The 25,018-nt window shown below is 70.2% G+C and carries 16 protein-coding genes; 7 read left to right on the forward strand and 9 right to left on the reverse strand.

Going from position 1 to position 25,018, the window contains the following annotated elements:
- Positions 1 to 57: 57 nt before the first annotated feature.
- Complete coding sequence (gene msrA / locus FHS42_RS25555; RefSeq protein ID WP_184575866.1) at positions 58 to 720, forward strand: peptide-methionine (S)-S-oxide reductase MsrA; 663 nt, start codon at positions 58 to 60, stop codon at positions 718 to 720.
- 139 nt (positions 721 to 859) lie between these two features.
- Here the strand turns inward: msrA and FHS42_RS25560 are convergent, their stop codons facing one another.
- Entirely contained in the window at positions 860 to 1,351 is a 492-nt protein-coding gene (locus FHS42_RS25560; RefSeq protein WP_184575868.1) for an anthrone oxygenase family protein, read from the reverse strand.
- A 190-nt stretch (positions 1,352 to 1,541) separates the two neighbouring features.
- Here FHS42_RS25560 and FHS42_RS25565 point away from each other — a divergent pair, with 190 nt between their 5' ends.
- Positions 1,542 to 2,495, forward strand: coding sequence for an AraC family transcriptional regulator (locus FHS42_RS25565; protein ID WP_184575870.1), 954 nt, complete (start codon positions 1,542 to 1,544; stop codon positions 2,493 to 2,495).
- Between the two features lie 307 nt (positions 2,496 to 2,802).
- Here FHS42_RS25565 and FHS42_RS25570 read toward each other — a convergent pair whose 3' ends face one another.
- Positions 2,803 to 4,044 (reverse strand): IS21 family transposase, encoded by a 1,242-nt coding sequence (locus FHS42_RS25570; RefSeq protein ID WP_184575871.1) that lies wholly within the window; start codon positions 4,042 to 4,044, stop codon positions 2,803 to 2,805.
- Positions 4,045 to 4,341: 297 nt separating this feature from the next.
- Positions 4,342 to 5,784 carry a hypothetical protein gene (locus tag FHS42_RS25575; protein ID WP_184575873.1) on the reverse strand — a complete coding sequence of 481 codons (1,443 nt, stop codon included), beginning with the start codon at positions 5,782 to 5,784 and terminating at the stop codon, positions 4,342 to 4,344.
- A 357-nt stretch (positions 5,785 to 6,141) separates the two neighbouring features.
- On the opposite strand from FHS42_RS25575, the gene FHS42_RS25580 reads away from it, so the two are divergent.
- From FHS42_RS25580 to FHS42_RS25595, 3 genes are all read left to right on the forward strand, one after another.
- Positions 6,142 to 7,950, forward strand: a complete 1,809-nt coding sequence (locus tag FHS42_RS25580) for a PucR family transcriptional regulator (protein ID WP_184575875.1) — start codon at positions 6,142 to 6,144, stop codon at positions 7,948 to 7,950.
- 499 nt (positions 7,951 to 8,449) lie between these two features.
- Positions 8,450 to 9,622: a DUF4331 family protein gene (locus FHS42_RS25585; RefSeq protein ID WP_184575877.1), complete on the forward strand. Its 1,173-nt coding sequence runs from the start codon at positions 8,450 to 8,452 to the stop codon at positions 9,620 to 9,622.
- Between the two features lie 423 nt (positions 9,623 to 10,045).
- Complete coding sequence (locus FHS42_RS25595) at positions 10,046 to 10,735, forward strand: GNAT family N-acetyltransferase (RefSeq protein ID WP_246495397.1); 690 nt, start codon at positions 10,046 to 10,048, stop codon at positions 10,733 to 10,735.
- Between the two features lie 306 nt (positions 10,736 to 11,041).
- On the opposite strand, the gene mfd is transcribed toward FHS42_RS25595, so the two are convergent.
- The gene (gene mfd / locus FHS42_RS25600) at positions 11,042 to 14,602 is read right to left on the reverse strand and encodes a transcription-repair coupling factor (protein ID WP_184575879.1); all 3,561 of its coding nucleotides are present in this window, start codon (positions 14,600 to 14,602) and stop codon (positions 11,042 to 11,044) included.
- A gap of 210 nt (positions 14,603 to 14,812) precedes the next feature.
- The gene (locus tag FHS42_RS25605; RefSeq protein WP_246495398.1) at positions 14,813 to 15,091 is read right to left on the reverse strand and encodes a hypothetical protein; all 279 of its coding nucleotides are present in this window, start codon (positions 15,089 to 15,091) and stop codon (positions 14,813 to 14,815) included.
- 222 nt (positions 15,092 to 15,313) lie between these two features.
- On the opposite strand from FHS42_RS25605, the gene FHS42_RS25610 reads away from it, so the two are divergent.
- On the forward strand, positions 15,314 to 15,826 hold the full coding sequence (locus tag FHS42_RS25610) for a GNAT family N-acetyltransferase (RefSeq protein WP_184575881.1): 513 nt from the start codon (positions 15,314 to 15,316) through the stop codon (positions 15,824 to 15,826).
- Between the two features lie 122 nt (positions 15,827 to 15,948).
- Here the strand turns inward: FHS42_RS25610 and FHS42_RS25615 are convergent, their stop codons facing one another.
- From FHS42_RS25615 to FHS42_RS25625, 3 genes are all read right to left on the reverse strand, one after another.
- Positions 15,949 to 16,845, reverse strand: coding sequence for an NAD(P)-dependent oxidoreductase (locus FHS42_RS25615; RefSeq protein WP_184575883.1), 897 nt, complete (start codon positions 16,843 to 16,845; stop codon positions 15,949 to 15,951).
- A 745-nt stretch (positions 16,846 to 17,590) separates the two neighbouring features.
- Positions 17,591 to 20,170, reverse strand: a complete 2,580-nt coding sequence (locus tag FHS42_RS25620; RefSeq protein WP_184575885.1) for an ABC transporter permease — start codon at positions 20,168 to 20,170, stop codon at positions 17,591 to 17,593.
- Entirely contained in the window at positions 20,167 to 20,955 is a 789-nt protein-coding gene (locus FHS42_RS25625) for an ABC transporter ATP-binding protein (protein WP_184575887.1), read from the reverse strand. Before FHS42_RS25625 ends, FHS42_RS25620 begins: the two co-directional genes overlap by 4 nt.
- 705 nt (positions 20,956 to 21,660) lie before the next feature.
- Between FHS42_RS25625 and FHS42_RS25630 the strand changes: the two genes are divergently transcribed.
- Positions 21,661 to 23,376, forward strand: coding sequence for an MDR family MFS transporter (locus FHS42_RS25630; protein ID WP_512700943.1), 1,716 nt, complete (start codon positions 21,661 to 21,663; stop codon positions 23,374 to 23,376).
- On the opposite strand, the gene FHS42_RS25635 is transcribed toward FHS42_RS25630, so the two are convergent.
- Positions 23,373 to 24,770: a cellulose-binding protein gene (locus tag FHS42_RS25635; RefSeq protein ID WP_184575889.1), complete on the reverse strand. Its 1,398-nt coding sequence runs from the start codon at positions 24,768 to 24,770 to the stop codon at positions 23,373 to 23,375. The two genes, FHS42_RS25630 and FHS42_RS25635, sit on opposite strands and share 4 nt — an antisense overlap.
- Between the last annotated feature and the right edge of the window lie 248 nt (positions 24,771 to 25,018).

Here is a 25,018-nt window from a genome sequence, read left to right on the forward strand (position 1 = left end):
TCCGTGGCGGCGCGCGTTGTACGGTGCGGCCGACCGCCCGCCCTGCCTGGAGACGTGATGCTGTTCAACCGCCACAAAAGCCATCTACCGTCCGCCGACGAAGCGCTCGCGGGTCGAGCCGAGCGGACGTTCTCCGTCCCCGACCGACACACCATCCTCGGCAACCCGCTGCTCGGCCCCTACCCCGACGGCCTCCTGGTCGCCGACTTCGGCCTGGGCTGCTTCTGGGGCGCCGAGCGCGTGTTCTGGCAGGCCCCGGGCGTGTGGACCACCCTCGTCGGCTACCAGGGCGGGCATACGGTCAACCCGACATACGAAGAGGTGTGCAGCGGTCTGACCGGGCACACCGAGGCGGTCCGTGTCGTCTACGACCCCTCCGTGACCTCCTACGGGGCGCTGCTGAAGCTCTTTTGGGAGTCCCACGACCCCTCCCAGGGCTTCCGGCAGGGCAATGACGTGGGCACGCAGTACCGTTCGGCGATCTACACCCACTCCGACGCCCAGCGCACGGAAGCGGAGTCGTCCCGCGCCGCCTACCAGTCGGTCCTCACCGCCTCCGGTTACGGCGACATCACCACAGAACTCCTGCCGGCCGGCCCCTTCTATCCGGCGGAGGCCCCCCATCAGCAGTACCTCGACAAAAACCCCGCGGGCTACTGCGGCATAGGCGGCACGGGAGTCTCCTGCCCGATCGGGGTGGCTCCGGCCGCCGACAAGTGAGTCCCCACCTCACCGATGAACTCATGGCACGGCCACGGCGGGAACCGCTGCCGCCGGGTCCACCTGTGGCCGTGCCGGCCGCAGGGCTTCCGCTTCCAAGTCCGCCGGCGCAGGCGCGACCGAGCCCACCGGGCCCCGCTCACGCGCCGGCGTGCAGCGCGTAGCCGAGGAGGGCCAGCGCGGCGGTGCTGGTGAGGGCGCGGGCGGTGTTCCAGCGGGTCCAGCGGGGGGCGAAGGAGGCCCGTACGGTCGCCGGGGCAGGGATGTGGTCAAGGTCGCCTGCGGTGGCCAGGGCGGTGTTGAGGGGGATGTTGACGGCGAAGGTGATGGCGAGGGCCATGGCGTGGAGGAGGCCCGCCGCCGCGATCCATGGCAGGGCCGGGCGGCCGTCGCCGCTGAGGTGGAGCAGCGCGGCGAGGAGGGTGAGCAGCGGGGCACCGGCGAAGCACAGGGCGAACCAACCGTTCAAGATCGCCTCGTTGATGCGTCGCATCACCACGATGAACGTGCGGTCGTCCACCCGCCGCAGGCCCGGCATGACCGCCATGGCGAACGCGGCGAACAAGCCGGCCAGCACACCGGTGGTGACGGTTGCCGCAAGGAGTACGGCCGTCCGAAGGGTCTCGTTCATCGTTCCTCGCCTCCGATTCGAGTGTGGGCGGCCGGCGGCGGTGGGCTGGTTGGAGACGACGGCGCATGGCCCGTACGGCCGGAGCCTCTCGGTGCGTGCATGGCTTCAGTAAAGCTCCATGCGACTTTCCGGGCCATGATCGGGCCGCTCGGTTCCATATGCGAGCGTCTCACCCGGTTACGCTGGCTGGGTGGACGCACTCGCTGATCTGCTGGACGGACCGCGCGCTCGGGGCGCCTTCTTGATGCGGTCGATCATGGACCCACCGTGGGCCGTACGCATCGAGGATCGGGCGCCGCTGACGCTGGTGTCCATGGTCCGCGGTGACGCCTGGCTGGTCCCCGACGATGGCGCGCCGGTCCCGCTGCGGACCGGGGATATCGCAGTGGTGCGCGGACCTGATCCGTACACCATCGCCGACGACCCGGCCACGCCGCCGGGTGCCGTGATCCACCCCGGTGAGCTCTCCACGACGCCGGAAGGCGAGGAGTTGTGTGCGGTGCTGGACCTGGGCGTACGCACCTGGGGCGAGCGCACGGACGGCTCGGCGGTCATGATCAGTGGCACGTACCAGATGCACGGCGAGATCACCCAGCGGCTGTTGCGTGCGCTTCCGCCGCAGCTCGTCCTGGATGGGCAGAGCTGGGATTCGCCGTTGCCCGCGCTGCTGGCGAGCGAGATCGTCAAGGATGAGCCGGGCCAAGAGGTCGTTCTCGATCGGCTGTTGGACCTATTGCTGATCGGGGTGTTGAGGGCGTGGTTCTCGCGGCCCGAGGCGAAGGCACCGCCCTGGTACCTGGCCCAGAGTGACCCCGTCGTGGGGCGGGCGCTGCGGCTGATCCACGACGATCCCGCCCAGCAGTGGACCGTGGCCGAGTTGGCCGCCAAGGCGGGAGTCTCCCGTGCCGCGCTGGCTCGCCGTTTCACCGCGCTGGTCGGCGAGCCTCCCATGGCGTACCTGACGAACTGGCGGCTGGCACTCGCCGCCGATGCGTTGCGCGAGCCCGATGTGACGATCGGCGCGGTGGCCCGACAGGTCGGGTACGGGAGCGCGTTCGCGCTCAGCGCCGCCTTCAAGCGGGTGCGCGGCATCAGCCCGCAAGAACACCGCATCGGCGGCACCCGCACGCCTTCTGACGGCTGATTGGTAGATCGCCGGTCAGTGGACAAGGGTTAGGGGACGGGGGTCGCTTCGGCTGTATCGCTGTATCGCTGTATGGCCGTATGGCCGTATGGCCGTATGGCCGTATGGCCTGGCGGTGGGTCGCCGTCGATTGCCCCCACCACCAACCAGGCAGAGCAGCGAGACCCGGCAGGACCGGCGGAGCCGACGCAGCGCGCGGAGCGGGTAGGACAGCCAGCCGGGAGCGACCGGCCACCGGTTGTCCGGTGGCCGGCCATCTCGGGGGCAGCGCCAGGTGCGCCGCTCAACGGGCCTGCGGCTGGCGGCGCTAGCGCGTCAGCGCACGCGAGGGCATCCGATGCCTGGCCACCTCCGCCAGGCCGTCCACGCCGGCCAGGTGACCGGGGCGACGCGGCAGCGTGGCGAGGTCGGTGACGACGACCAGTTCGCTGCGCGCGGTACGCAACCACACCTGTGCGCCGGCCAACCCAGCGGGAACGGTGTACGTACCCGTGTCGTACGCCACCGCGTCCACCCCGCTCACTCTCGCCTGCTGACCGAGCCCGAGGGTGCACGGCGCGGGCGGTAGCGGGTGCAGCCGGGCGCGCTCCAGCGTCAGTCGGGTGGCGGGCGTGTCGCCGTCCGCCGGCTGACCCTGCCCCCGGCTGTGTTCCCGGCCGTATTCGCGGCCTTGGCCCGCGCCGTCATCGCATTCCCGGGCGTGCCCGTCTCCGAATCCTCGCCAGTGGCGCACCTGGCTGTTGAACCATTGGCCGAATTCCTGGCATGCCGCCTGGAGTTCGGCGAAGGACGCGTACTCCCCCCGCAGGTCCGCCTCGACGGGTGCGAGGTCCGCCGCGGCGACGCGCACGCCGGCCTGGGTGCCACCACCTTCCGGGTCGTGCGGGACGCAGGTGCGTACCTGCATGCCGTAGTGGCGTCCGGCGGCGACGACATCCGGATGACGTGTTCCGGTGTCCTGGCGCAGTCGGGTGAGCAGATACGTCGGGGCGCCACCCAGCGCCGTGAGCGTGGCGTCCAGGGAACACACCAGGCTGCCCAGCGAGCGGTCCCGGCAGGGGATGACCAGCCGGAACCGTGACCAGGCCAGCCAGGCCGAGAACAGCGCGGTACGGCGCGGTTCACCGTCCGGGCCCGGGACCAGGGGCCCCGGCCCCCAATCGTACTGAAGCCACAGACCAGGCTCGGTCACCCACGGCCGGTAGACGCGTCGGCTGCCGCTGCGCCAACGGGCCTTGGCTTCGGCGAGGATGCGTCGTGTCGTGCGCTCGCTGCCGTTGAAGCCCATCCTTATCAGCCGCTCGTGCGCCCGTACGGCACTGATGTGGCCCTCGGAACGGTCCACCCATTCCTCGATCTTCTCGGAGTACGCGTCGGCCAGCCGTGACCGGCGCGAGGGGCCGGTCACCGGTCGTCCGGCGTCCCTGGCCGTCACGTACCGGCGGACGGTCTTCGGATCGCAGCCGACGATCTTGGCAGCCGAGTACACGCTCTCGGTGGCGTCGTACGCCACCAGGATTTCGATGATCTCCCGGTCGGTCATCTTCATGACGCCACCCCCTGGCGAACCGCCGCGCAACGAACCGGCCGCTCCACAAGCGGGGAGACATCGGCGTAAGGGGAGCCAGCGGTGTGCGCAGGCTGCTGTGGCGGACGGGAGTGTACGCACCTCGGCTGGTGCAGGAGGTCGCGCATCGGCTGGTGCGGGAGGTCGCACCTCGGCTGGTGCGGGTGCCCGTTCGGCGTTTCGGCGAATGGCGTTAAGTGCTCACGGCACATGGACATCACGTGTGCTCTCTGTCTCGAACGAAAGGGTGACGGTGACGCGCTGGAGGGCGCGTCAGCGTTAACCCGGGAGTTCGACGACGTCGTGAGGGCGCTCGTGGAGGGGAGAGTCCGTGTCCCGCACCCGACCGTCAGTGGTGCGCGGCGGAACGAAGAGGTGGGCCGCCGGCAGCCCCGGAGGGTCACCGGCTCGCTTGGTCTGATCGCCGCCGGAATGGCCGCAGCCGGAATGGCCAACCGGCGCGACCGGCCCCAGCGGGCCGCACGGCCCATGGTGGCAAGGCCGCTTCGGCCCGCACCCGGAATCGTCGCCCGGGTGTCGGGCTCGCAGTCCGCGGTCACAGGACGGCTTGTCGGAACCGGGCGATGCGTGGGCGATGGTGATGCTGGCGGTGGCGGTGGGAGTGGTGGCAGTGGGGGTCGTGGCAGTGGGGGTGGTGGCGCTCGTGAAGGGCACGGCGGGCGGCGGGCCGATATGCGTTCCCGGGCCGGCTGCTACGCCGTGGCGTCCGGCCGGTCCGGCACCCTCGGCGGCGTCGGACGGTGTACGGTCCCCGCTCTCGTCAGCCCCGCAGTCCCCGGGGCGGTGGCTCTGGCCACCGGGGCACTGCGACGCATCGGACTCCTGAGACGACGGCGACTCCTGTCGCGACGGCGACTTCGGGGCGTCGGGGGCGGGCGAGGTCTGAGGTGACTGCGGAGCGCCGAAGGGCGGGCCGGTCAGCCCAGGGGCGACGGGCAACGGACGTGCAGGCGCCTGCCCGCCCTGGTCGTGATCCCTGCCCTGGTCGTCGCCCTTGCCTTTGCCGGGGGCTTCGCCCTTGCCGTCACCTTGGCCTTGGCCTTGGCCCTGGCCCTGGCCCTTATCGTGCTCACCCTCGCCCTTGCCTTTACTCTGACCGTGATCGCCCTTGCCTTGGCTCTCACCGTGGCCGCGGTCGCCCTTGTCCTTGCCGTCCTGGCCGTGGCCGCCCGCGCCGTGCTGGGCCTGGCCGGCGCCGCCCTTGCCCTGGCCGGGTCGGCCGGCACGCGGGCCGCCGGTGGCGCCGTGCGCCGCACCGTCATCTCGCTTGTCAGCGCGGTCAGCCCTTCGGCCAGCGCCCTTAGTTGGACGCTTGGCTGCCTGCTTGGCTGCTTGGCTGGCTACCTGTCGGTCCGACGTGCGTGCGACCTGTCGTTCCGTCTTTCCTGCGGGGCGGTGCTCGGCTGCGGCGAAAGTCCCGTGCACGTCTTTCGCGGCCTGGTTCCTAGCCTTGTGGGAGGCCCGGTGCGTGCCCTGCGCGGGGCCATGCCCCGACCGGTTGACAGCCCGATCATCCGGCGGCACCGCCGCGGGCACGTGCTTGGCCCGCTTGTCCGGCTGGGATTCCCCGGCGTGCGCCTGACCCGCGTGGATGGCGGCCAGCATCAGCAAGCCACCGAGAACGCACAGCACCAGGAGTGCGCGCCGAGACGCGGACGCGCAACGGCGCACCACGGTAAAGACGGAGAGACACGCCGTCACGGTGAGTTCCTCCCCCTTCGGCTCACAGAACTGGCGGTGCACGCATCGAACACGAACGCACACGGTGGTGCAACCCCTGCTGCCCGGCGCGTTGTTGGCCGCGGGGGCGCGCGGGCAGAGCTTGCTGACCACGCCCTCGGTCACGAGGGAGCCCGTACCCGCTCACTACTGGCCCCCTATCGGCCCGTACAGCCTGGTACCGATCCGTCCCGCGGCTGGCGGTGGCACTCGTCGCGGCGAGAGTACGAGGCGCTTGCGCCATACGGGCTGAACTGACGTCGGGGACGCGCCGTATCGGCTTGTCCGAGCGCAACTCACTGTCCCGCCGCGGCCCTTGACGGACTAATCTGCTGCTTCATGGGATCGGCGTCATCAGGCACCCACGTGGGGGCACAGCGGGACCTGGTCGAGCCCCGGGATGGCCGGGCTGACCAGGACGACCGGGTTGACAGCGTGTTGACGCTCTCCCGGCTCGCCACCAAGCGCGGAGCCGTGCGGGCCATCCTCGACTGGCTCGGGCGCCGCACCGGCGGCATCGCCACGCTGCTCGACACCGACGGCGCCTCGGTCGTTGTACCTCCGCCAGCACCGAGCGCCACGTTGCGAGCGGCGGCGGACGCGGTGGTGACACTGCATCGGCGTGGCACGCCTTCCGCGATCCTCGACCGGCCAGGCAGCGCTCCACCACACAGCAACGACCTCAGCAGCCCCACACCGGGCAGCGCCGAGCCGAGCCGTGGCACCGGCGGGAGCACGGTGTTCCTTGTGGCGCTGACCGCCGGCGCCGGTGGCGGCCACAAAGAGCCCAGGCCCGGGCGGCGACAGCCTCCGTATCTGGTCCTCATCGCCCCGGACAGTCCAGGCAGCCCGGACGGCCCGGACAGCGGCCTCGACGGCCCGACCGGCCGCTCCAAGCGGCACCACGTACTCCTCGCCGACACCGCCCGCACTCTGAGCCTGTGCTGGCGACTCGAAGAGGCCGAGCGTGACCGGCTTCGTGTGGAGACCGCCGAGGCACACAGCCGCGAGGCGGTGCTGCACCTGCTGATGGTCGGCAGCGTCCCGGCCGCGCATCGGATCGCCGCCGCGCTGCAACCGCCCCTGCCGCAGCTCGCCTACGTGTATGTGATCGAATGTCCTGGTCAGCGACGGTACGAGATCGCAGACCGGATCACTCGCGCCGCCCGCGGCAAGGCGTGGATCGTGCCCTGTCCGGTACGCCCCACCCATCTGATCGCCCTCGTCCCGGCCACGACGGCGACCGCCGACACAGCACTGAACTGTGCCAGCGACTTCCGCGCACCGCACGGGGAACTCCCCGGCGCCGCCCGTACGTTCGGCAGAGCCGAGCAACGGCCTGGCGCCAGCCTTGAGATGATGGACGACGACGCGACCGGGGTGCGCGGGCTCGATCGGAAGATCTCCGAACGGGTCCCCGAGTGTTTGATCGGCGTGAGCAGTGAGGTGCCGCTACGCGAGACCCCTATCGGCTACGGGCAGGCGTTTCACGCGCTGGCGGTGGCCCGCACCGCCCCCAGCGGGCGGGCCAGTTTCCAACGGGATTCCGACCTGTCGCCGTTGGCGGTGCCGCAGGGCTTCCGGTGGGCCCAGGACTTGCTGGCGCCGTGCGTGCACTACGCACCACCGCGCCGGGCCGACCCCGGCGGCGACGAGCTGCTCGGCACGCTCAGCTCCTGGCTCACCTTCGGCAGTGCGGCCAGTCGGCATCTGAAAATTCACCGCAATACGCTGGCCGCCCGCGTACGACTTATCGATGAATTGCTCGGGCTCGATCTGGGCCGGCTCGCCGACCAGTCGGCCGCCTGGTTGGCGTTGCAGCTCAACTCTCCGCGCGTACCGGTGTCAGCGACGGAACCGCCCGCCACCTTGGATGCGCTCCTCGCCACGCCGGCAACAGAGGTGTGGGCCCGGGCCCGGCTCCAGCCGCTGGAACGGGCCAACCTGCCATCGGGCACGGCGACGGTACGCGCTTGGCTACGGGCCGACGCCAAGCTTCCGCTGGCAGCAGCGCAGTTGGGGATCTCGCTGCCCGGCGCCCGCAAGCGGCTGACCAGGGCGGAGGAGGTGTTGGGACGCTCATTGCTGCACGCGCCCAGCGCGAAACACGAACTGTGGCTAGCCATGCGGGCGCTCGGCACCCTGTGATCGGGGACTGACCAGTCACCCACACCAACCACAGCGGTCACGGCAACCACGGCAACCACGGCAACCACGGCAACCACGGCAACCACGGCAACCACGGCAACCACGGCAACCACGGCAACCACGGCAACCACGAGACACTAGCCACGCTCACCGCACCCACCCGCTGATCTCGGCATAGTCGGAGACCATCCGCAGGCCGCACGGCAACTGGCAGATGCGTCAAGCACACATGCGCCTCACATACGTACGGAGTTCAATCACCAGTCGGTGGGCAACCAGTGACCGCCCTGACTGTGCATTCTGTTCCTCGCCTTCGGATGTTCGAGCCCCCTACTGTCCACACAAGGCCCCGGCGGGCCGGCCCGGAAACGCCGCATCCTCCCCCCTGATGAGGCGAAGCGCGGCTTCCTCCCCATTGAGCCGTCGCACTCACGCGTCCGCGTAACCCCGCCGGTGCCTGGTCGGAGCGCGGGCGCCACACAGCAGAACAGGACCGTTGATGAGCCATCACCACGACTCGCTTCTCGCATGTCAGGACCCTCGGCTCAACATCAGCGACGGTTACGTCTTCCGGGGCCACAGGGGCACCGTCTTCGCCCTCACCGTCAACCCGCTATCCGGCCAGGGCGGCTTCCATGACGACGAGAGCCTGTACGAGTTCAAGATCGACACCAATGGTGACGCGGTCGAGGACATCACCTACCGCTTCACCTTCTCGCCGATCACGTTCGCGCCGTTCAGCACGCGCGGCACGCAACGCTGGGAGCTGCGGCGCTTCGACGGCGACGCGGCGCGCGACCGCGCTGCCGATGGCACGGTCCTGCTGCGCGGCATCACCGGGGAACCGGCCGAACTGGTGCTGCCGGCCACGAGGCCGGGCACAGGACAGGACACGGGGCAGGGCACGGGGCAGGGCTCCGAAGCCGTAGCAGACCGCGACGGCGGGCTGCGGGCCTGGGCGGGACGGGCCGGTGACCCGCTCTGCGTCGAAGACGCGGTCGTCACCGCCGTCAAGACCGGCATCGCGCAGGGCACGGCGCCCGACCTCGCGCAGTTCGAACGGGAGTTGGCCACCAGCTCGTTCACGGGCACCGATGTGTACGCAATCGTCCTTGAGGTGCCCGAGGCCGACCTGGGCGGCGCCCCGGAGATCGGTTTTTGGGGCGTGACGGTGCTCGCCATCGAAGCGGGCGGCTGGCAACAGATCAACCGCTGTGCGACCCCGCTACTCAACGCCCTCTTCAACCTCGCAAACCCCGCACACACCTCAGACACAGAAGACACAAAAGACACCACACACACCACAGACACCGACCAGCACATCGGCTTCCATGCGACGGTGCCCACCGAGGACCGGGAGCGATACGGGCCCGAGGTACTGGCTGCCATCAAGCGCGGCGCGGCAGCGGCCGGCGCCGTCACCGATCCCGCCGCGCACGCGGCCCGCGTACACGACCTGTTGCTACCCGACATCCTCCGCTACGAGGTGGGCACCGACGCCGCGTTCGAGGTGAAGCGGCGCAACGGGCGCGGGCTCACTGACTGCACTTCGGAGGTGATGTTCGAGCTAGTGCTCGGCGTACCGGTCAGGTTGGGGCTTGACGCAAGCGCGGCCACGGGGGTGCTGCGCGATGGATTCCCCTATCTGGCTCCGCCAAAGGCGGAGCGGTGATCCGGCGCCTCACGCCCGCGGCGGCGCGCGCACCCCATGGGGTCGCCGCCGCCGCCGCGGCGGCGGTGTGGCGGCCTGGCTCGGCGCCCTGCCCTCCGCTCGATACCCGAAGTGCCACGATGAGGGCGCACTCATCTCCGTTCCCGGCCCCGCGGCGGCTGTGGCCGGGAACGGGCTGACCTGGGCGCTACGGCCCGGCGCACCACCGGTGGAGCGGCTGCGCGGCCTCCGCGGCCCGCTCGCCGCTGCTCGGCTGACCGTTGGCTGGGGCGAGCAGGCGCGCGCCGGGACGCGCGCGGGCGCGCCCGCCTGGCAGCGCCGGGTCAACCCCTACGGTTCCGTACCGCGTCTGACCGTACGGGGGCGAGCCAGCGCTTTCGGATTCCGGTCCCCGCACCCTACGAGGCGTACAAAAGAGGACCCATGGCACAACTCACCCTCCGGCAGGCCCATGAAGCGGACCATGCGCCCATCGTGGCGGCCATCCAGACCTGGTGGGGCGACACTCGCACTCCGGATGAGGCCCGCGAACTCTCCCTGCTGCTCCCCCGACTCTTCCTCCAGCACTTCGCGGCGACGAGCCTGATCCTGAACGAGGTCGGGATCGGGATCGAGGTCAAAGCCGAGGCCGAGGACCCGACTCCAGGCGGGGCCACAGGTACCACAGGTGTCACACTCGTCACTGACGTCACCGATGCCGGCCCTGGCACGAGCAGCGCCCAACCGACCGAGCGCATCGCCGGGTTTCTGGTCGGCTTCCACTCGCCCGATCGGCCCGGCACCGCGTACATCCACTTCGTCGGCGTCCATCCAAAGCTGCGCCACCAGGGCGTCGCCCGACAGTTGTACGAGCGATTCTTCGCCCAAGCCGCCGCGGCAGGCCGGCAGGAGGTACGGGCCATCGTCTCCCCGGCGAACAAGCCGTCCATCGCCTTCCACCGCGCCATGGGCTTCGAGCCCGATGCCGGCGACTACGAGAGCAACGGCGTGCCCGTGCACCGCGATTACGACGGCCCCGGGCACGACCGCATCAGCTTCCGCCGCCTGCTGGCCGTACCACCAACGGCGACGGGGGCGACAGGGGCGACGAGCACAGCGACAGCGCCGGGCTGACACCGCTCGGGGGTATCCCGTACGGCGCCCCCACACGTCCTGTACGACACCCGCCCCAAGACCGCACCGCAACCCACCCCACCCCGCGCCCAGGTCACATCGGCGGCCCGGGCCAGCGCTCCCAGGCGCCGGACCATCCGAGGTCACGCTCGGTCCGGCGCCTGGGTCATTGATGAGCCAAGACCGGGCCCCGGGACACAACCAACAACCACAACCACCACCGGAACCGGGCCCCTGCCCAAGCCCCGGGCCCGGGCCAAAACCGGGTACCGGGGGCTCAGGTCCTGTGGCTCAGCGGCCCGTGGCCTACGACCCCAGGATCGTCGTCAGGAACTCGCCGGTCCACGCCAGGAGTTCGCGCCCCACCACCGGCTTGCCGCCCACCCGGCCCGTCGTGGGCCGGGGCACCAGGATCTGGCGTGTCGCCGGCTTGAACACCGTGCGTGGGTGCAGCCGCTTGAGGCGCAACTCCTGCGACTCGCGCAGCTCCACCGGGCCGAAGCGCACGTTGGTGCCCTGCAAGGTGATATCACCGACGCCGCAGGCGCGGGAGAGCAGCCGTAGGCCCGCGACGAGCAGCAGGTTTTCCACGGGCTCGGGCAGCGGCCCGTACCGGTCGGTCAACTCCTCACGGACGGCCGTGATGTCCTGCTCGTTGCTCACCGCGGCGATGGACCGGTACGCCTGGAGGCGCAGCCGCTCACCGGGCGCGTAGTCGTGCGGAACGTGCGCGTCCACCGGCAGTTCGATCTTGACCTCAAGTGGCGGCTCCTCCTCGGCCCCGCCCTCCAGGGTCGTCCGGTAGTCGGCGACGGCCTCGCCGACCATCCGTACGTACAGATCGAAGCCGACGCCCGCGATGTGCCCCGACTGCTCGCCACCGAGCAGGTTGCCCGCGCCCCGGATCTCCAGGTCCTTCATCGCCACGTACATGCCGGCGCCCATCTCGGTGTGCTGGGCGATGGTGGCAAGGCGCTCGTGCGCCGTTTCGGTGAGCGGCTTCTCCGGCGGGTAGAGGAAGTACGCATATCCGCGCTCGCGGCCACGCCCCACCCGGCCGCGGAGCTGGTGGAGTTGGGAGAGGCCGAAGTTGTCACCGCGCTCGACGATCAGGGTGTTGGCGTTGGAGATGTCGATGCCGGATTCGACGATGGTGGTGGAGACCAGCACGTCGAATTTGTTCTCCCAAAAGTCCACCACCACCTGCTCCAGGGCGCTTTCGCCCATCTGCCCGTGTGCGGTGGCGATGCGCGCCTCCGGCACGATCTCGCGCAGCTTGGCAGCGGCCCGGTCGATGGACTCGACGCGGTTGTGGATGTAGAAGACCTGGCCCTCGCGCAGCAGTTCACGACGGATGGCGGCGCCGATCTGCCGCTGCTCGTACGGGCCGACGAAGGTCAGCACCGGGTGCCGCTCCTCCGGCGGCGTGGTGATGGTGGACATCTCACGGATGCCGGTGACAGCCATCTCCAGCGTTCTGGGGATGGGCGTGGCGGACATGGTGAGTACGTCCACGTTGGCGCGCAACTTCTTGAGCTGCTCCTTGTGCTCGACGCCGAACCGCTGCTCCTCGTCCACGATGACCAGGCCCAGATCCTTGAACTTGGTGTCGGATGAGAACAGCCGGTGGGTGCCGATGACAAGGTCAACGGAGCCGTCCCGCAGCCCCTCAAGTACGGCCTTGGCCTCCGAGTCGCTCTGGAACCGGGACAGCGCCTTGACCACCACGGGGAACTGGCCATACCGCTCGGTGAACGTCCCGTAGTGCTGCTGGACCAGCAGCGTGGTCGGCACGAGGACCGCGACCTGTTTGCCGTCCTGAACGGCCTTGAAGGCGGCCCGTACCGCGATCTCGGTCTTGCCGTAGCCGACATCGCCGCAGACCAGCCGGTCCATCGGGATCGACTTCTCCATGTCCTCCTTGACCTCGGCGATGGTGGTGAGCTGGTCGGGCGTCTCCACGTACGGGAAGGCGTCCTCCAGTTCGCGCTGCCAGGGGGTGTCGGCGCCGAAGGTGTAGCCGGGGGCGGCCATCCGGGCCGAGTAGAGCTTGATCAGGTCGGCGGCGATCTCCTTGACCGCCTTCTTGGCCCGCGCCTTGGTCTTGGTCCAGTCGGCGCCGCCGAGCCGGTGCAAGGTGGGGGCCTCGCCACCGACGTACTTGGTGACCTGCTCCAACTGGTCGGTCGGCACGAACAGCCGGTCGCCGGGCTGGCCGCGCTTGGCCGGGGCGTACTCAACCAGCAGATACTCGCGGGTCGCGCCCTGCACGGTGCGCTGCACCATCTCGATGTAGCGGCCCACGCCGTGCTGCTCGTGGACGATGAAGTCGCCGGCCTGGAGGGTCAGCGGGTCGATGGTCTTCCGGCGCCTGGCGGGCATCCGGGTGCCGTCCTTGCCCGCCGCCTTTTGGCCGGTGAGGTCGGTCTCGGTGAGCACCGCGAGCTTGAGTCCCGGGTCGATGAAGCCGCGCTCGATGGAGCCGCAGGACACGTGCACCAGTGAGGGGGAGATCTCGGCGAGGTCGGGGTCGAGCCGGGCCGCGATGCCCTCGCCGCTGAGCACCTCGACGGTGCGGGTGGCGGGGCCGTGGCCCTCGGTGAGGAAGACGGTGCGCCAGCCCTCGGCGATCCAGCCCTTGGTGTCGGCTAGCGCGCGGGCGATGTCGCCGCGGTAGAGCTCGGGGGCGCGCATGCCCAGGGTGAGGGTGTCGCCCGCCAGCTCGCCTGCGGTGTCCAGCGTGCTCTCCTCGGCGGCGAACGGCGAGATGGACCACCACATCATGCCCAGCTCACGGGCCCGGTCCCGGACGTCGGCGATGCCCCACAGCGAGGCCGCGTCCAGGTCGATGGGGGCCTGCCCACCAACGGCCGATGCCGCCCACGACGCCTGCAAGAACTCCTGGCTGGTGGCCACCAGGTCGGCCGCCCGAGTACGTACCCGCTCCGGGTCGCAGACCACGGCCATGGCGCCCGTGGGCAGCACGTCGAGCAGCAGCTCCATCTCGTCCACCAGGACCGGCGCGAGCGATTCCATGCCCTCGACGGCGATGCCTTCGGCGATCTTGCCGAGCAGTTCGCCCAGCTCAGGATGGGCCTTGGCCAGCTCGGCGGCGCGGTGACGCACATCGGCGGTCAGCAGCAGCTCACGACACGGCGACGCCCACAGCCCATGCTCGGCGACTTCGAGCGAGCGCTGGTCGGCGACCTTGAAGTAGCGGATCTCCTCCACCTCATCGCCCCAGAACTCGACCCGCAGCGGGTGTTCCTCGGTCGGCGGGAAGACGTCCAGAATGCCGCCGCGCACGGCGAACTCGCCGCGCTTTTCGACCAGCTCCACCCGGGCGTACGCGGCTGCCGCGAGCCCGTCCACCACCTCGCCCAAATCCGCGCTCTGCCCGCTGCGCAACGCCACGGGCTCCAGCTCGCCAAGCCCCTTGACCTGCGGCTGAAGCACGGCGCGAATGGGCGCGACGACCACGCTGATGGGCCCAGCGGTCGGGTCGTCGGCGCTGGGGTGGGTCAGCCGCCGCAGCACGGCGAGCCGCCGCCCCACGGTGTCCGAGCGCGGCGAGAGCCGCTCGTGCGGCAGTGTCTCCCACGACGGGAACTCCGCCACGGCGTGCTCGCCGCCCTCGGGCATCAGCGAGCGCAGCGCGGCGGCCAGGTCCTCCGCCTCACGCCCCGTCGCGGTGACCGCGAGCACCGGCCGCCCCCCGGAGCGGGCGAGCGCGGCGACGGCCAGGGGCCGCGCGGCAGGCGGCCCGACGAGGTCGAGGTGCATGCGGTGACCATCCGAGGCCGCACGCACCGCCTCGGCGAGCGCGGAGTCTTTGACGACGGCATCGAGCAGACCGTGCAGGCTCATGAAGGGCTTCCGTCTCGGGGCTGGACAACGCGAACGGCCCGGCACGGCCTCGATGGGGATTGAGGCGAGGGCCGACCGGCTCACCGGAGGCCCAGCGAGCCGGGATGTCTTCAGAGTACGACGGTGGTGTGACAGCGCGACGCGAGCCCGGCTGGCTCCGGGGGTCCCCACGACCGCAAGCACCGCACCCCCGGGCGCTGCGCGGGGAGGTCACAAGGGCCAAGCAGTAACCTGAACGATGTGCGGGCGCTCTTGTCGCACAAGGGTCAGGTACTGGAACATGCCCCCTGGCAAGATCTCCTCCTGTATCGCCACCGACCGGCCCTGGTGGCTGGTGCCGTCAAGGTGCAGAGCCGCTGCGGCACGCACTAGCTCGTCGGCTCGTTCCTCTACCTGGGCGATGAAGACGAGATTCGGTGTCTCCCCGATGACGTGATGCGCGTCTGGGTCGTACTCCCAGCCCCCGTCACCCACCGGTAACCCGCGCACGCGCGGCGTCCATGATGCCCCGGATCTCGTCCACGGCCGCCCGCCACGCCTCATCGCCCCGGTCGAGCGACTGGACGGCACGTTCAGCAGCGTGAAGACGCTCCGCTACAAGGCGAAACCGCACGCTGAAGCAATCTGGAACCGTGTGACCGCGCCGGGCCTGTTCCGGCCACTGTCCCGGCATCCGTGGACAGTGCTCGGGTGGATGGTGACCATGGCGGCATGGTGACGTGGACCATTCAGCCGACACCCGTTGATGGCGCCGGCATCGAGGAGGCGATCTGGGAGTACGCCACCGAGGTCAGCCGGCGCGTGTGGGGGCGGCAGGCGACGGAGGTGGAGCTGCGCAAGGCCATCGCGGACGACCCGCACAGCGGTTTGGCTCCGCCGCACGGGGTGTTCCTCGTCGCCCGCGATCACGGTGGCGCAGTCCTGGGGTACGCGGGGGTGCGGCTTGTGGCCGGCCTGCCCGCGGCAGCGGAGGCCGGGCTTTCCGCGACGGCGGAGGTGAAGCGGTTGTACGTTCGTCCTGCCGGGCGCGGTATGGGGCTCGGCAAAGAGCTGCTGCGGGCCGCCGAAGTCGCCGCCCGCGGGCTGGGGGCGGCCCGGGTCGTACTGGAGACCAACACTCAGCTCACCGAGGCACGCGCGATGTACGAGGCCCTCGGTTACCAGGAGACCGCGCCGTACAACAACCACGGCGCCGCCCAGCACTGGTACGCCAAGACCCTCTAACTCCCGTGTCGAGGACCCGACCTGCTCGTCTTCCCCCAAGCGCTCTCCCAGCCCCGCAACTGCCCGCCCCGAGCCGGCGCGCCCGCTTCAGGCGTGCCCTCGGGAAGCTGGCCAAGCCCCTCCTAGCGACCCGCCTCGCCTTCCGGGCCGAAGCTCGCGAAGTACGCCGCCGCGCCGTCCTCCTGGCCATGGCCCTGCTCCTCCGCGCGGCACAAGCGCTCCGCTGCCGCGGTGGCCAGGTCCATGCGTACGCCGGAGCGTTCGGCCGCCTCCGCGATGAGGGCGGCGTCCTTGCGGGCGGCGGAGACGGTGAAGCTCGGCGGGTAGGTGTCGGAGAGGATGAGTTCGGACTTTGCGCGGAGGTAGCCGGAATCGAGCGGGCCACCGGCGACCGCGTCCAGGAAGGTGCGCGGGTCTACTCCAAGTCCCTTGGCCAGAGCCAGGGTTTCGCCCGTGCCGTTGATGAGGGTGAGCACCCAGTTGTTGACGACGAGCTTGAGTGCGCTGGCTGCCCCGGTCGCGCCGTCCTCGCCGACCCACAGGGTGCGCTGGCCGATCGCCGAGAAGATCCGTTCGGCGCGGGTGCGCACCTCGGTCGGGCCGGCCGCCAGGATGGTCAACTTGGCGTTCTCGGCCGGTTCTTTGGTGCCGAGTACCGGCGCGTCCACGAAGCCAAGGTCCTGCCGGGCGGCGAACTCGGCCAGCGAACCGATCGCGTCCACCCCGACCGTGCTCGACTGGAGCCACAGGGCGCCGTCGCGCAGCGCGGGCGCCGCGTTGTGGACGGCGCTGAGCGCGGCGGCCCCGTCGTGCAGCATCGTCAGGACGACGTCCGCGCCGTCCACCGCGGCTGCGGGGGTGTCCGCTACCCGGGCCCCTGCCGCCGCTAGCGGTTCCGCCTTGGCCCGCGTACGGTTCCACACCCGCACGTCGAACCCGCCGGCGCCGGCCAGGTTGCGGGCCATCGGCGCGCCCATGATTCCGGTGCCGAGCACCGCTACGGAGATCGTGTCTGTCATGGGGGCACGGTAGGGCCTGGAGCGTACTCAAGAACAAACGCGACGCGCGGCGCGCACGTCGGGGGCTCCGCCTGGCGGGCCCCCTCGCAGGCGCCGCCGCCAGCCCGGCCTGCACGCCGTCAACGCGCTCCCAAACACACCAAAGCCCCGGCCCAAGCGCTCCCCCAAGAGCGCGGGCCAGGGCGTTCACATGGTGCGGCGGTCACCCCGGGATGGCCTCCGAGGTGACCGCCGCGGCGGCGGACCATCCCCATGGCACCCGCCGTCTGCTGGCCGTCCGCCCTGCCGAGCCATGGGCTCCGCCGGGCCGTACGGCCTGGTCTGGTGTGAAGTGACGGAGCAAGGGCCGGCCCCTTGCACGTCCGCCCCTTTGGGACGTCTTCCTTGCACGTCCGCCCCTTTGAGCCGCACTCCTCGAACCTTCACCCCCTTCGGGCGCCCCTCGGGGAGGAGAGGAGCGCCGCCAGGGCGGGGGGTTTCGGAAGGGCTGGGCCGGGGCGGTCTTGGCCCGGGAGGGGTCCCGGGAGAGGTGGTACAGGCTTGATCCCGGGGGAGCCTCGGGCCCAGGATCGCGGAGGAGCCAGGGCCCTGGAGGCGCCTCGGGCCCGGCCATTGGGAGAGCCGTGGCCCGAGGTACCCCCCTGTATCGGGGACAGCAGCAACCTGCTCAACCCCCTGTAGCGGACAGCAACCTGTCCAACCCCCGTCCGTGGTGGGGCAGCAACCTGCCCCACCACCAGCGGGCCTAGTCCGTCGCGATCGCGTTCAGCACGTTCATCCGGCCCGCACGGAATGCGGGGATCAGGGCCGCGAGCAGGCCGATCAGCGCCGACCCGATGAAGACCGTGATGATCGTCGGCCAGGGGATCTCCAGGGTCTTCAGCCCCTCAAGTGCCAGCAGCTTTTGGGCTGTTGCGCCCCAAGCCATGCCCAGGCCCAGGCCCAGTAGGGCACCGAAGAGGGCGATGACCACCGACTCCAGCCGGATCATGCGGCGCATCTGACGGCGGGAGAGGCCGATGGCGCGCATCAGGCCGATCTCGCGGGTCCGCTCGACGACCGACAGGGCCAGGGTGTTCACCACGCCCAGGATGGCGACGATGATCGCGAGCCCGAGCAGCCCGTACACGAGGTTGAGCATCTGCCCGATCTGGTCCTCAAGCAGCTTCTTGTAGTCGGCCTGGTCGCGAACGTTAACGCTCGGGTCGATGGCCAGTCCGGCCTTGATCGACTCGTATGCCTCACGGTCGTGGCCTTCCTTGGCCTCCGCGAACATCATCAGGTTCTGCGGCATGTTGTCGGCGGTGACATGTGCCTTGGCCGTCTCCACGCCGATATGGATGGAGCCCTTGTTGAACGCGGTGTCCTCCGAGGCGATGACCCGGACCGTGACCTTGGCCGTGCCGCCCTCCTTGAAGTCCACGCTGAGCGTGTCACCCATGGCGACCTTGTGATCCTTGGCGAAACCCTCTGGAATCGCGATGGCGTTCTTGGCGAAGCCGTCGACCAACTTGCCCTCGATCACCGGCGATCGCAGGTCCTGCGCGTAAGTGGGACTGGCCGCGTTCACTTCCTCCTTGATCTTCTTCCCGGAGGGGGTGGTGAGGATGGCGTCTTCGAAGCTCTTGTAGTCGGTGACGTGGCTGAGGTGCTTGGCGCCCTTGATCGCCCGCTCGACCTGCGGCTTGATCGGGCCGTTGTCGGCCTCGATGATGAAGTCCGCGCCGACCGACTTATCCAGTTCGTCGCTGGCCGATGCGACCATCGACGAGCCGACCACCGACAGGCAGGCGACCAGCGCCAGGCCGATCATCAGGGCCGCGCCCGTGGCGCCCGTGCGGCGCGGGTTACGTAGCGCGTTGCGCTCCGCCAGCCGGCCGACCGAGCCGAAGGCCCGTAGCAGCACCGCGCTCAGCGCACGGACCACCACACTGGCCAGCAGCGGGCCGATGACGATGAAGCCGATCAGGGTCAGCAGCACACCGAGGCCCAGGAACATCGCGCCGTCGGCGGCCTTGTCGGCGTTCGCGGTCACGGCCAGGGCTGCGGCGCCACTGCCGGTCAGCAGGAAGCCGAGCACGGCTCGTATCTTGCCCGCGCGGCCCTCGGCCGGGGTGCCCGCGTCGCGCAGCGCCGCCATCGGGGAGATCGAGCCTGCCCGGCGGGCCGGAATGTACGCGGCGATGACGGTGGTCAGTACGCCGATGACGACGCCGACGATGGGCGTGGTGGCCTTGACCGTCAGTTCCGAGGTGTCCAGGTTCATGCCCATGGTGCCCATGAGCTTCATGAGGCCGATCGCGAGGCCGATGCCTCCGAGCACACCGAGGATGGAGCCCACCACACCGAGCAGGAGCGCCTCAAGCAGCACCGAGCGGTTGATCTGCCGGCGGCTGGAGCCGATGGCCCGCATCAGGCCGATCTCGCGGGTGCGCTGGGCGACCAGCATGGAGAAGGTGTTGACGATGAGGAAGATGCCGACCAGAACGGCGATTCCGGCGAAGCCGAGCATCGCGTACTTCATGACGTCCAGGAACGCGCCCAGATCGTCCTTGTTCTCTTCCTTCGTCTCGGCCTTCGTCTTGACCTTCAGGTCGCTGCCCGGGCCGAGCTTGGCAATGACGGACTTCTTCAGCTCGTCGTGGCCGACGCCGGGCGCGGCGGTCAGCGCGATCGAGGTGTACTTGCCGGTGGCGCCGAGCAGTCGGCGCTGGGCGGTCTCGTCGTCCAGGTAGAAGATGGCGGAGCCGGGGTTGGTGACCTGGAAGGTGGCGATGCCGGTGATGGTGGTGGTGAAGTCGCCGGGCACGGCGATGATCCGCACCGTGTCGCCGATCTTCAGCTTCTTCTTCTTGGCCGTGTCGGCGTCCACCATGACATCGGTGGGCCCGCGCGGCTCATGTCCCGAGGTGACCTCGACCGACTTGAGCTCGCCGCTGTCCCAGTTGGTGGCGACGGACGGCGCGCCATCGACCAGGCTGAGCTTTTTGTTGTTCTTGTCCACGGCCGTGATGGATGTGGAGACCGTGTCGCCAGCAGCCGACTTGACGCCCTTGACCTTCTCCAGCTCGGCGATCTTGGCCGCGGGGATCGTCGGCACCTTGCGGGTCCGCTGCATATCGTCGCCGCTCGGGGCGTCCTTGGGGCTGACGCTGACGTCGGGCGCGGTGGCCGAGAAGATCTTGTCGAACGTGGAGTTCATGGTGTCGGTGAAGACGAGCGTGCCGCACACGAACGCCACCGACAGCAGGACGGCGATGGCGGAGAGCGCCATGCGTCCCTTGTGCGCGAGGAAGTTGCGCAGGGAAGTCTTGAGCACGGTCACGACACACGTCCGCGCGCGTCGAAGTGCTTCATGCGCTCAAGTACGAGTTCGGCGGTCGGGTTGTACATCTCGTCCACGATCCGGCCATCGGCCAGGTACAGAACGCGATTGGCGTACGAGGCTGCCACCGGGTCGTGGGTGACCATCACGATGGTCTGGCCCAACTCGTCCACGGATCGCCGCAGGAAGCTGAGGACCTCGGCGCCGGCCCGCGAGTCGAGGTTTCCGGTGGGCTCGTCGCCGAAGATGATCTCGGGGCGAGCGGCGAGCGCACGGGCCACGGCTACGCGCTGCTGCTGGCCGCCGGAGAGTTGGTTCGGCCGGTGCTTGAGCCGTCCGGCCAAGCCCACGGTGTCCACCACCCGGTCCAACCAGGCCCGGTCGGGCTTGCGGCCCGCGATGTCCATCGGCAGCGTGATGTTCTCAATGGCGTTGAGCGTGGGCAGCAGGTTGAACGCCTGGAAGATGAACCCGATGCGGTCCCGGCGCAGTTGGGTCAGCTTCTTGTCCTTGAGGCCGGTGACCTCGGTCTCGTTGATGTAGATGTTGCCCGAGGTGACGGTGTCGAGCCCGGCGAGGCAGTGCATCAGCGTGGACTTACCGGAGCCGGAAGGGCCCATGATCGCGGTGTACTGGCTTCTGGCTATGTCCACATCCACATGGTCCAAAGCGACCACCCGGGTCTCGCCGGAACCGTACGCCTTGACTACCTGACGTGCTCGTGCGGCAACGGCCGTATGCCCTCCGCTGCCCCCGGTCCTGGGAATTGATACAGCCGTTGTCACGGTAAGTCTCCTAAGTCAGTGTCTTTCGCGGTTGTTGCCGCGTACCTAAGACTGGTCGAGTGAGGGCCTGATCGCGATGGTGCTTAGTGCCGTATCCGCCCTGGGGCTAACCCCACCCTCATGGTCGTGCCGCCCACAGCAAGCCTAGGAAATGCAGGCCCCTGACCTCGTCATCCGCCGGGACGAACGCGAGGTAGGGGGAAGCTCCCGCCGTCCCCTAGGGGCTTGGGCCTACGACGTACGCGGTCATCAGGGTTGTCGAGCGAAGTGAGTCGCCTCGTACGCCATGGCTCAAACGGGCGCGAACGCACGTCTCGTACGGGCGCGGGACTCTTCCCTCCGGTCGGGTGTTCCCTACGGGGCGGAGGCTGCCGGGTTCGGGGCCTTGCCCGTACGACCGCGAGAGGCCGCGGCGGGGTCCGCCCGTACGACCACGGGAGGCCGCGGTACGACCACGGGAGGCCTTGGGGCTACTTCGTGCGATGGAGGGCGCAGTGGGGCCGGAGTAAGGGCCCGACCAGTTGTCTGCGGTTGACAGCGAGGGCAGACGGGCAGGGGTCAGCGCCGGCCGGTGGGGGGCGCGTTGGGGCGTACGGGAGGCGCAGGCGGGACGCGGTGCGGCCACCGGGCCGGTTGGCATGGGCTGTTCCGTGGCGCCGCGGCCCGTGGAAAGGTGGACCCTACAACGAGCGATGGAGGGGCACGGTGGGTGGCACCGCACGACATACGGACGAGAACCCACCATCGAAGGCCACCGACCCGCCACCCGCCCGTCGCGGCCCCGTTGTCGCCGCGCTCATGCTCGCCATGGCGCTCGCCGCGCTGGACTCCACGATCATCTCCACGGCCGTCCCCCAGATCGTGGGTGACCTCGGCGGCTTCACGGTCTTCTCCTGGCTCTTCTCCGGTTATCTCCTCGCGGTGACCGTGACGCTGCCGGTGTACGGGAAGTTGTCGGACACCTTCGGCCGCAAGCCGGTGCTCCTTGTGGGCATCGTGCTGTTCCTCATCGGCTCGCTGCTGTGCGCCACCGCCTGGAACATGGCCAGCCTCATCGCCTTCCGTATCGTCCAGGGCCTGGGCGGCGGCGCGCTCCAGGGCACCGTGCAGACCGTCGCGGCCGACCTCTACCCCCACCGCGAGCGGCCGAAAATACAGGCCAGGCTCTCCACCGTGTGGGCGACTTCATCGGTGGCGGGGCCGGCCCTCGGCGGGCTGATCGCCAGCTACGCCGACTGGCGCTGGATCTTCCTCATCAACCTGCCGGTCGGCCTCGTCGCGCTGCTGCTCATCGCGCGCCATCTGCACGAGCCGATACGTACCGAGCGCGCCCGACCCCGCGTGGACTGGGCCGGTGCACTCGGCATCTTCAGCTGCGGCGCCCTGCTGTTGACCGCCCTGGTGCAAGGCGGCGTGGCCTGGCCGTGGTTTTCGGGACCCTCGCTGTCGCTGCTCGCGGCCAGCGCGGCCTGCGCGGCGATCACCGTGGCCATCGAACGACGGGCGGCGGAGCCGATCATTCCGGGATGGGTATGGCGCCGCCGCACCATCGCCGCCGTCAATCTCGCCCTCGGCGGCCTCGGCCTGCTGATGATCGCCCCGACCGTCTTCCTGCCCACCTACGCGCAGTCCGTGCTTGGCCTCTCCCCCACCGCCGCCGGGTTCGTGCTGTCGGTGATGACGTTGAGCTGGCCGATATCGGCCGCCCTGAGCAGCCGTGTCTATCTACGCGTCGGCTTTCGGCAGTGCGCACTGCTCGGCATCGGCCTGGCGGCACTGATCCTGCTCGCCTTTCCGCTGCTGCCCTACCCGGGCTCGCCCTGGCAGCCTGCGCTGATCATGTTCCTGCTCGGCGCGGCGCTCGGCCTCTTCCAACTTCCGCTCATCATCGGCGTGCAGTCGTCGGTGGGCTGGGCGGAGCGGGGTACGGCGACCGGTTCCATACTGTTCTGCCGCCAGGTCGGGCAGAGTGTGGGGGCGGCCCTGTTCGGCGCCGTCGCCAACGCCACGATGGCCGCCCGGCTCGCCGACGCCCCCGATGCGATAGCCGGTGACCTCCCGGAAGACCTCGACTCGGTCTCCCGCGCGCTTGAGCACCCCGGCGAACTGTCTGCCGAGGCCGCCGACTACCTACGCCGCGCCATGGACGCCTCAGTGGACTACGTCTACCTGGGCGCAGCCCTGGCCGCCGTGCTCTCCCTGTTGGCACTGATCCTGCTGGCGCCGCGCGTCTTCCCCACCCATGGGGAGGAGCCCGTCGGAGGCACGACACCGCCCACGCCGGAAGCCGATACGGCCGTACGCCCCCACGCGGCGCCCGCACCGGAGCCGGAGTCGGCCGCGCCACCCGACGCCGGGCCCGGGACCGTTGCCGCGAAGGAGCACGCCGAGCGGGAGCGAGCGAAGCGCAACGGAAGCTAGGGGGCGCGGTGCTCGGCCGGAGGGAGGGCCGGGAGCTCCACTTCGATCGTGTCGTCGTCATCGCCGAGCTTCCGCTTGCCGGGCCCGGCCGCTGGCCGCGGCACGGCAAAACCCGTACCGGTGCCCGTGCCACTGCCCGTAGCGCTCCTGGTGCCGGCGGTATCACCGGCACCGTTCGAGCCGCCGGCACCGTTCGAGCCGCCGGCACCGTTGGAGCTACCGGCACCGTTCGAGCTACCGGCGGGGCGGCTCTGCGCACCGTCGCTCGTAGCGCTCTCCGCACAGGGCCGCCCGTCCGCGGCTGCGGCAGCCACAGCGCCGCCGCTCCCCGTGTCGCCGGCACCGCTCGCGCCCTCCGCGCCACCTGCACGGTCCATACCTTGCGGGCCCTGCGGTGCGTCCGAGCCCTCGGCGCCCGCCGACACCCCGCCGCCTTCCGGTGTGTCGGTGCCACCCGGCGTCAGGGCGCCATCTGGCGCGTCGCTGGCGCTGTCGTCCTCGCGCTCGCCCGGTACGCGGCGGCCGGTCAGGGCGGCCAGGCTGTCGCGGACGTGCTCCATGTGCGACCTGACCTCTTCGCGCCGCTCCGCGTGCTCGCGCAGTACGCGCTCCGTTTCGCGCTCCACGCCCTCCACCCGGACCTGGGCCTGGGCGATCAGCTCGGCGGCCCGCGCCTCCGCATCCTCTTGGCCGTGCCGGGCGGACTCATCGGCCACCGCGTACGCGCGCTTGGACTCGGCCATGGTGCGCTCGCTCAGCGCCTCCCGCTCCGCGATACGGGCTTCGAGCGCGGCCTCGCGTTCGGCGATCTCGACGCCGAGCGCGTCCCAGCGGTCGCCGTGCTCCTTCTCCTGCTCGGCGCGCAGCGCCTCCGCGCGCTCCCGGGCCTGCTTCAGCTCGGCGACGGCCTCCCGCCGCCACAGCTTGGCGTCTCGGTGCGCTGCGCTGCGCAGTTCGACGGCGGCGGCGCCAGCCGCCTCGGCCGCGCGCTCCGCCCATCGCTCAGCCTCGGCTCGCAGCTCGGCAGCCGCGACGCTCGCCGCGTCCCATACGGCGTCGGCGTACTCGCCCGCCGCATTCGTGCCCTCTGTCGCCTCCCGCTCCGCGGCCGTCCGCAGCCGGTCGGCCTCCTGCTCGGCGGTGGTCAGGATGAGCTGGGCGCCGTCGCTCAGCGTCTCGTAGCGCTGGGGCGGAAGCTGTGCGATGACCTCGTGGAGCCGGTTCATCTCGACGACCATCTCGTTGGCGAGCACGGTCAACCGGGCAGCCCGCTCCCACGCCACATCACGGTCCTGGGACACGCCCTCCAGATACCGGTCCACCTGCGCGGGACGGTAGCCGCGCTCGCCTCGCCCGGTGGTCGTGAAGCCGTGAGGTGATTCCGTCCCGCTCATCCTTGAAGCCCCTCTGTCCGGTTCCATCCGGTGTTCCCGGCGACATCTTTGTGGATGCGAGCGAAATGCCCATAACGCGACACTCCGCCCGACCACTCGGCCAAGGATGCGGCAATTGACGCCAGAAGTCGTAATCTCGGGGATTCTTATGCCATGCAGCGTGCCATCACGGTATTGGTGGTACGCGCGGTACGGGTGGTACGAGCCGAGCACCACACATCAGGTATCTGACACGGACCAGCCGTATG

Source organism: Streptomyces zagrosensis, assembly GCF_014203645.1.
Taxonomy (GTDB): Bacteria; Actinomycetota; Actinomycetes; order Streptomycetales; family Streptomycetaceae; genus Streptomyces; species Streptomyces zagrosensis.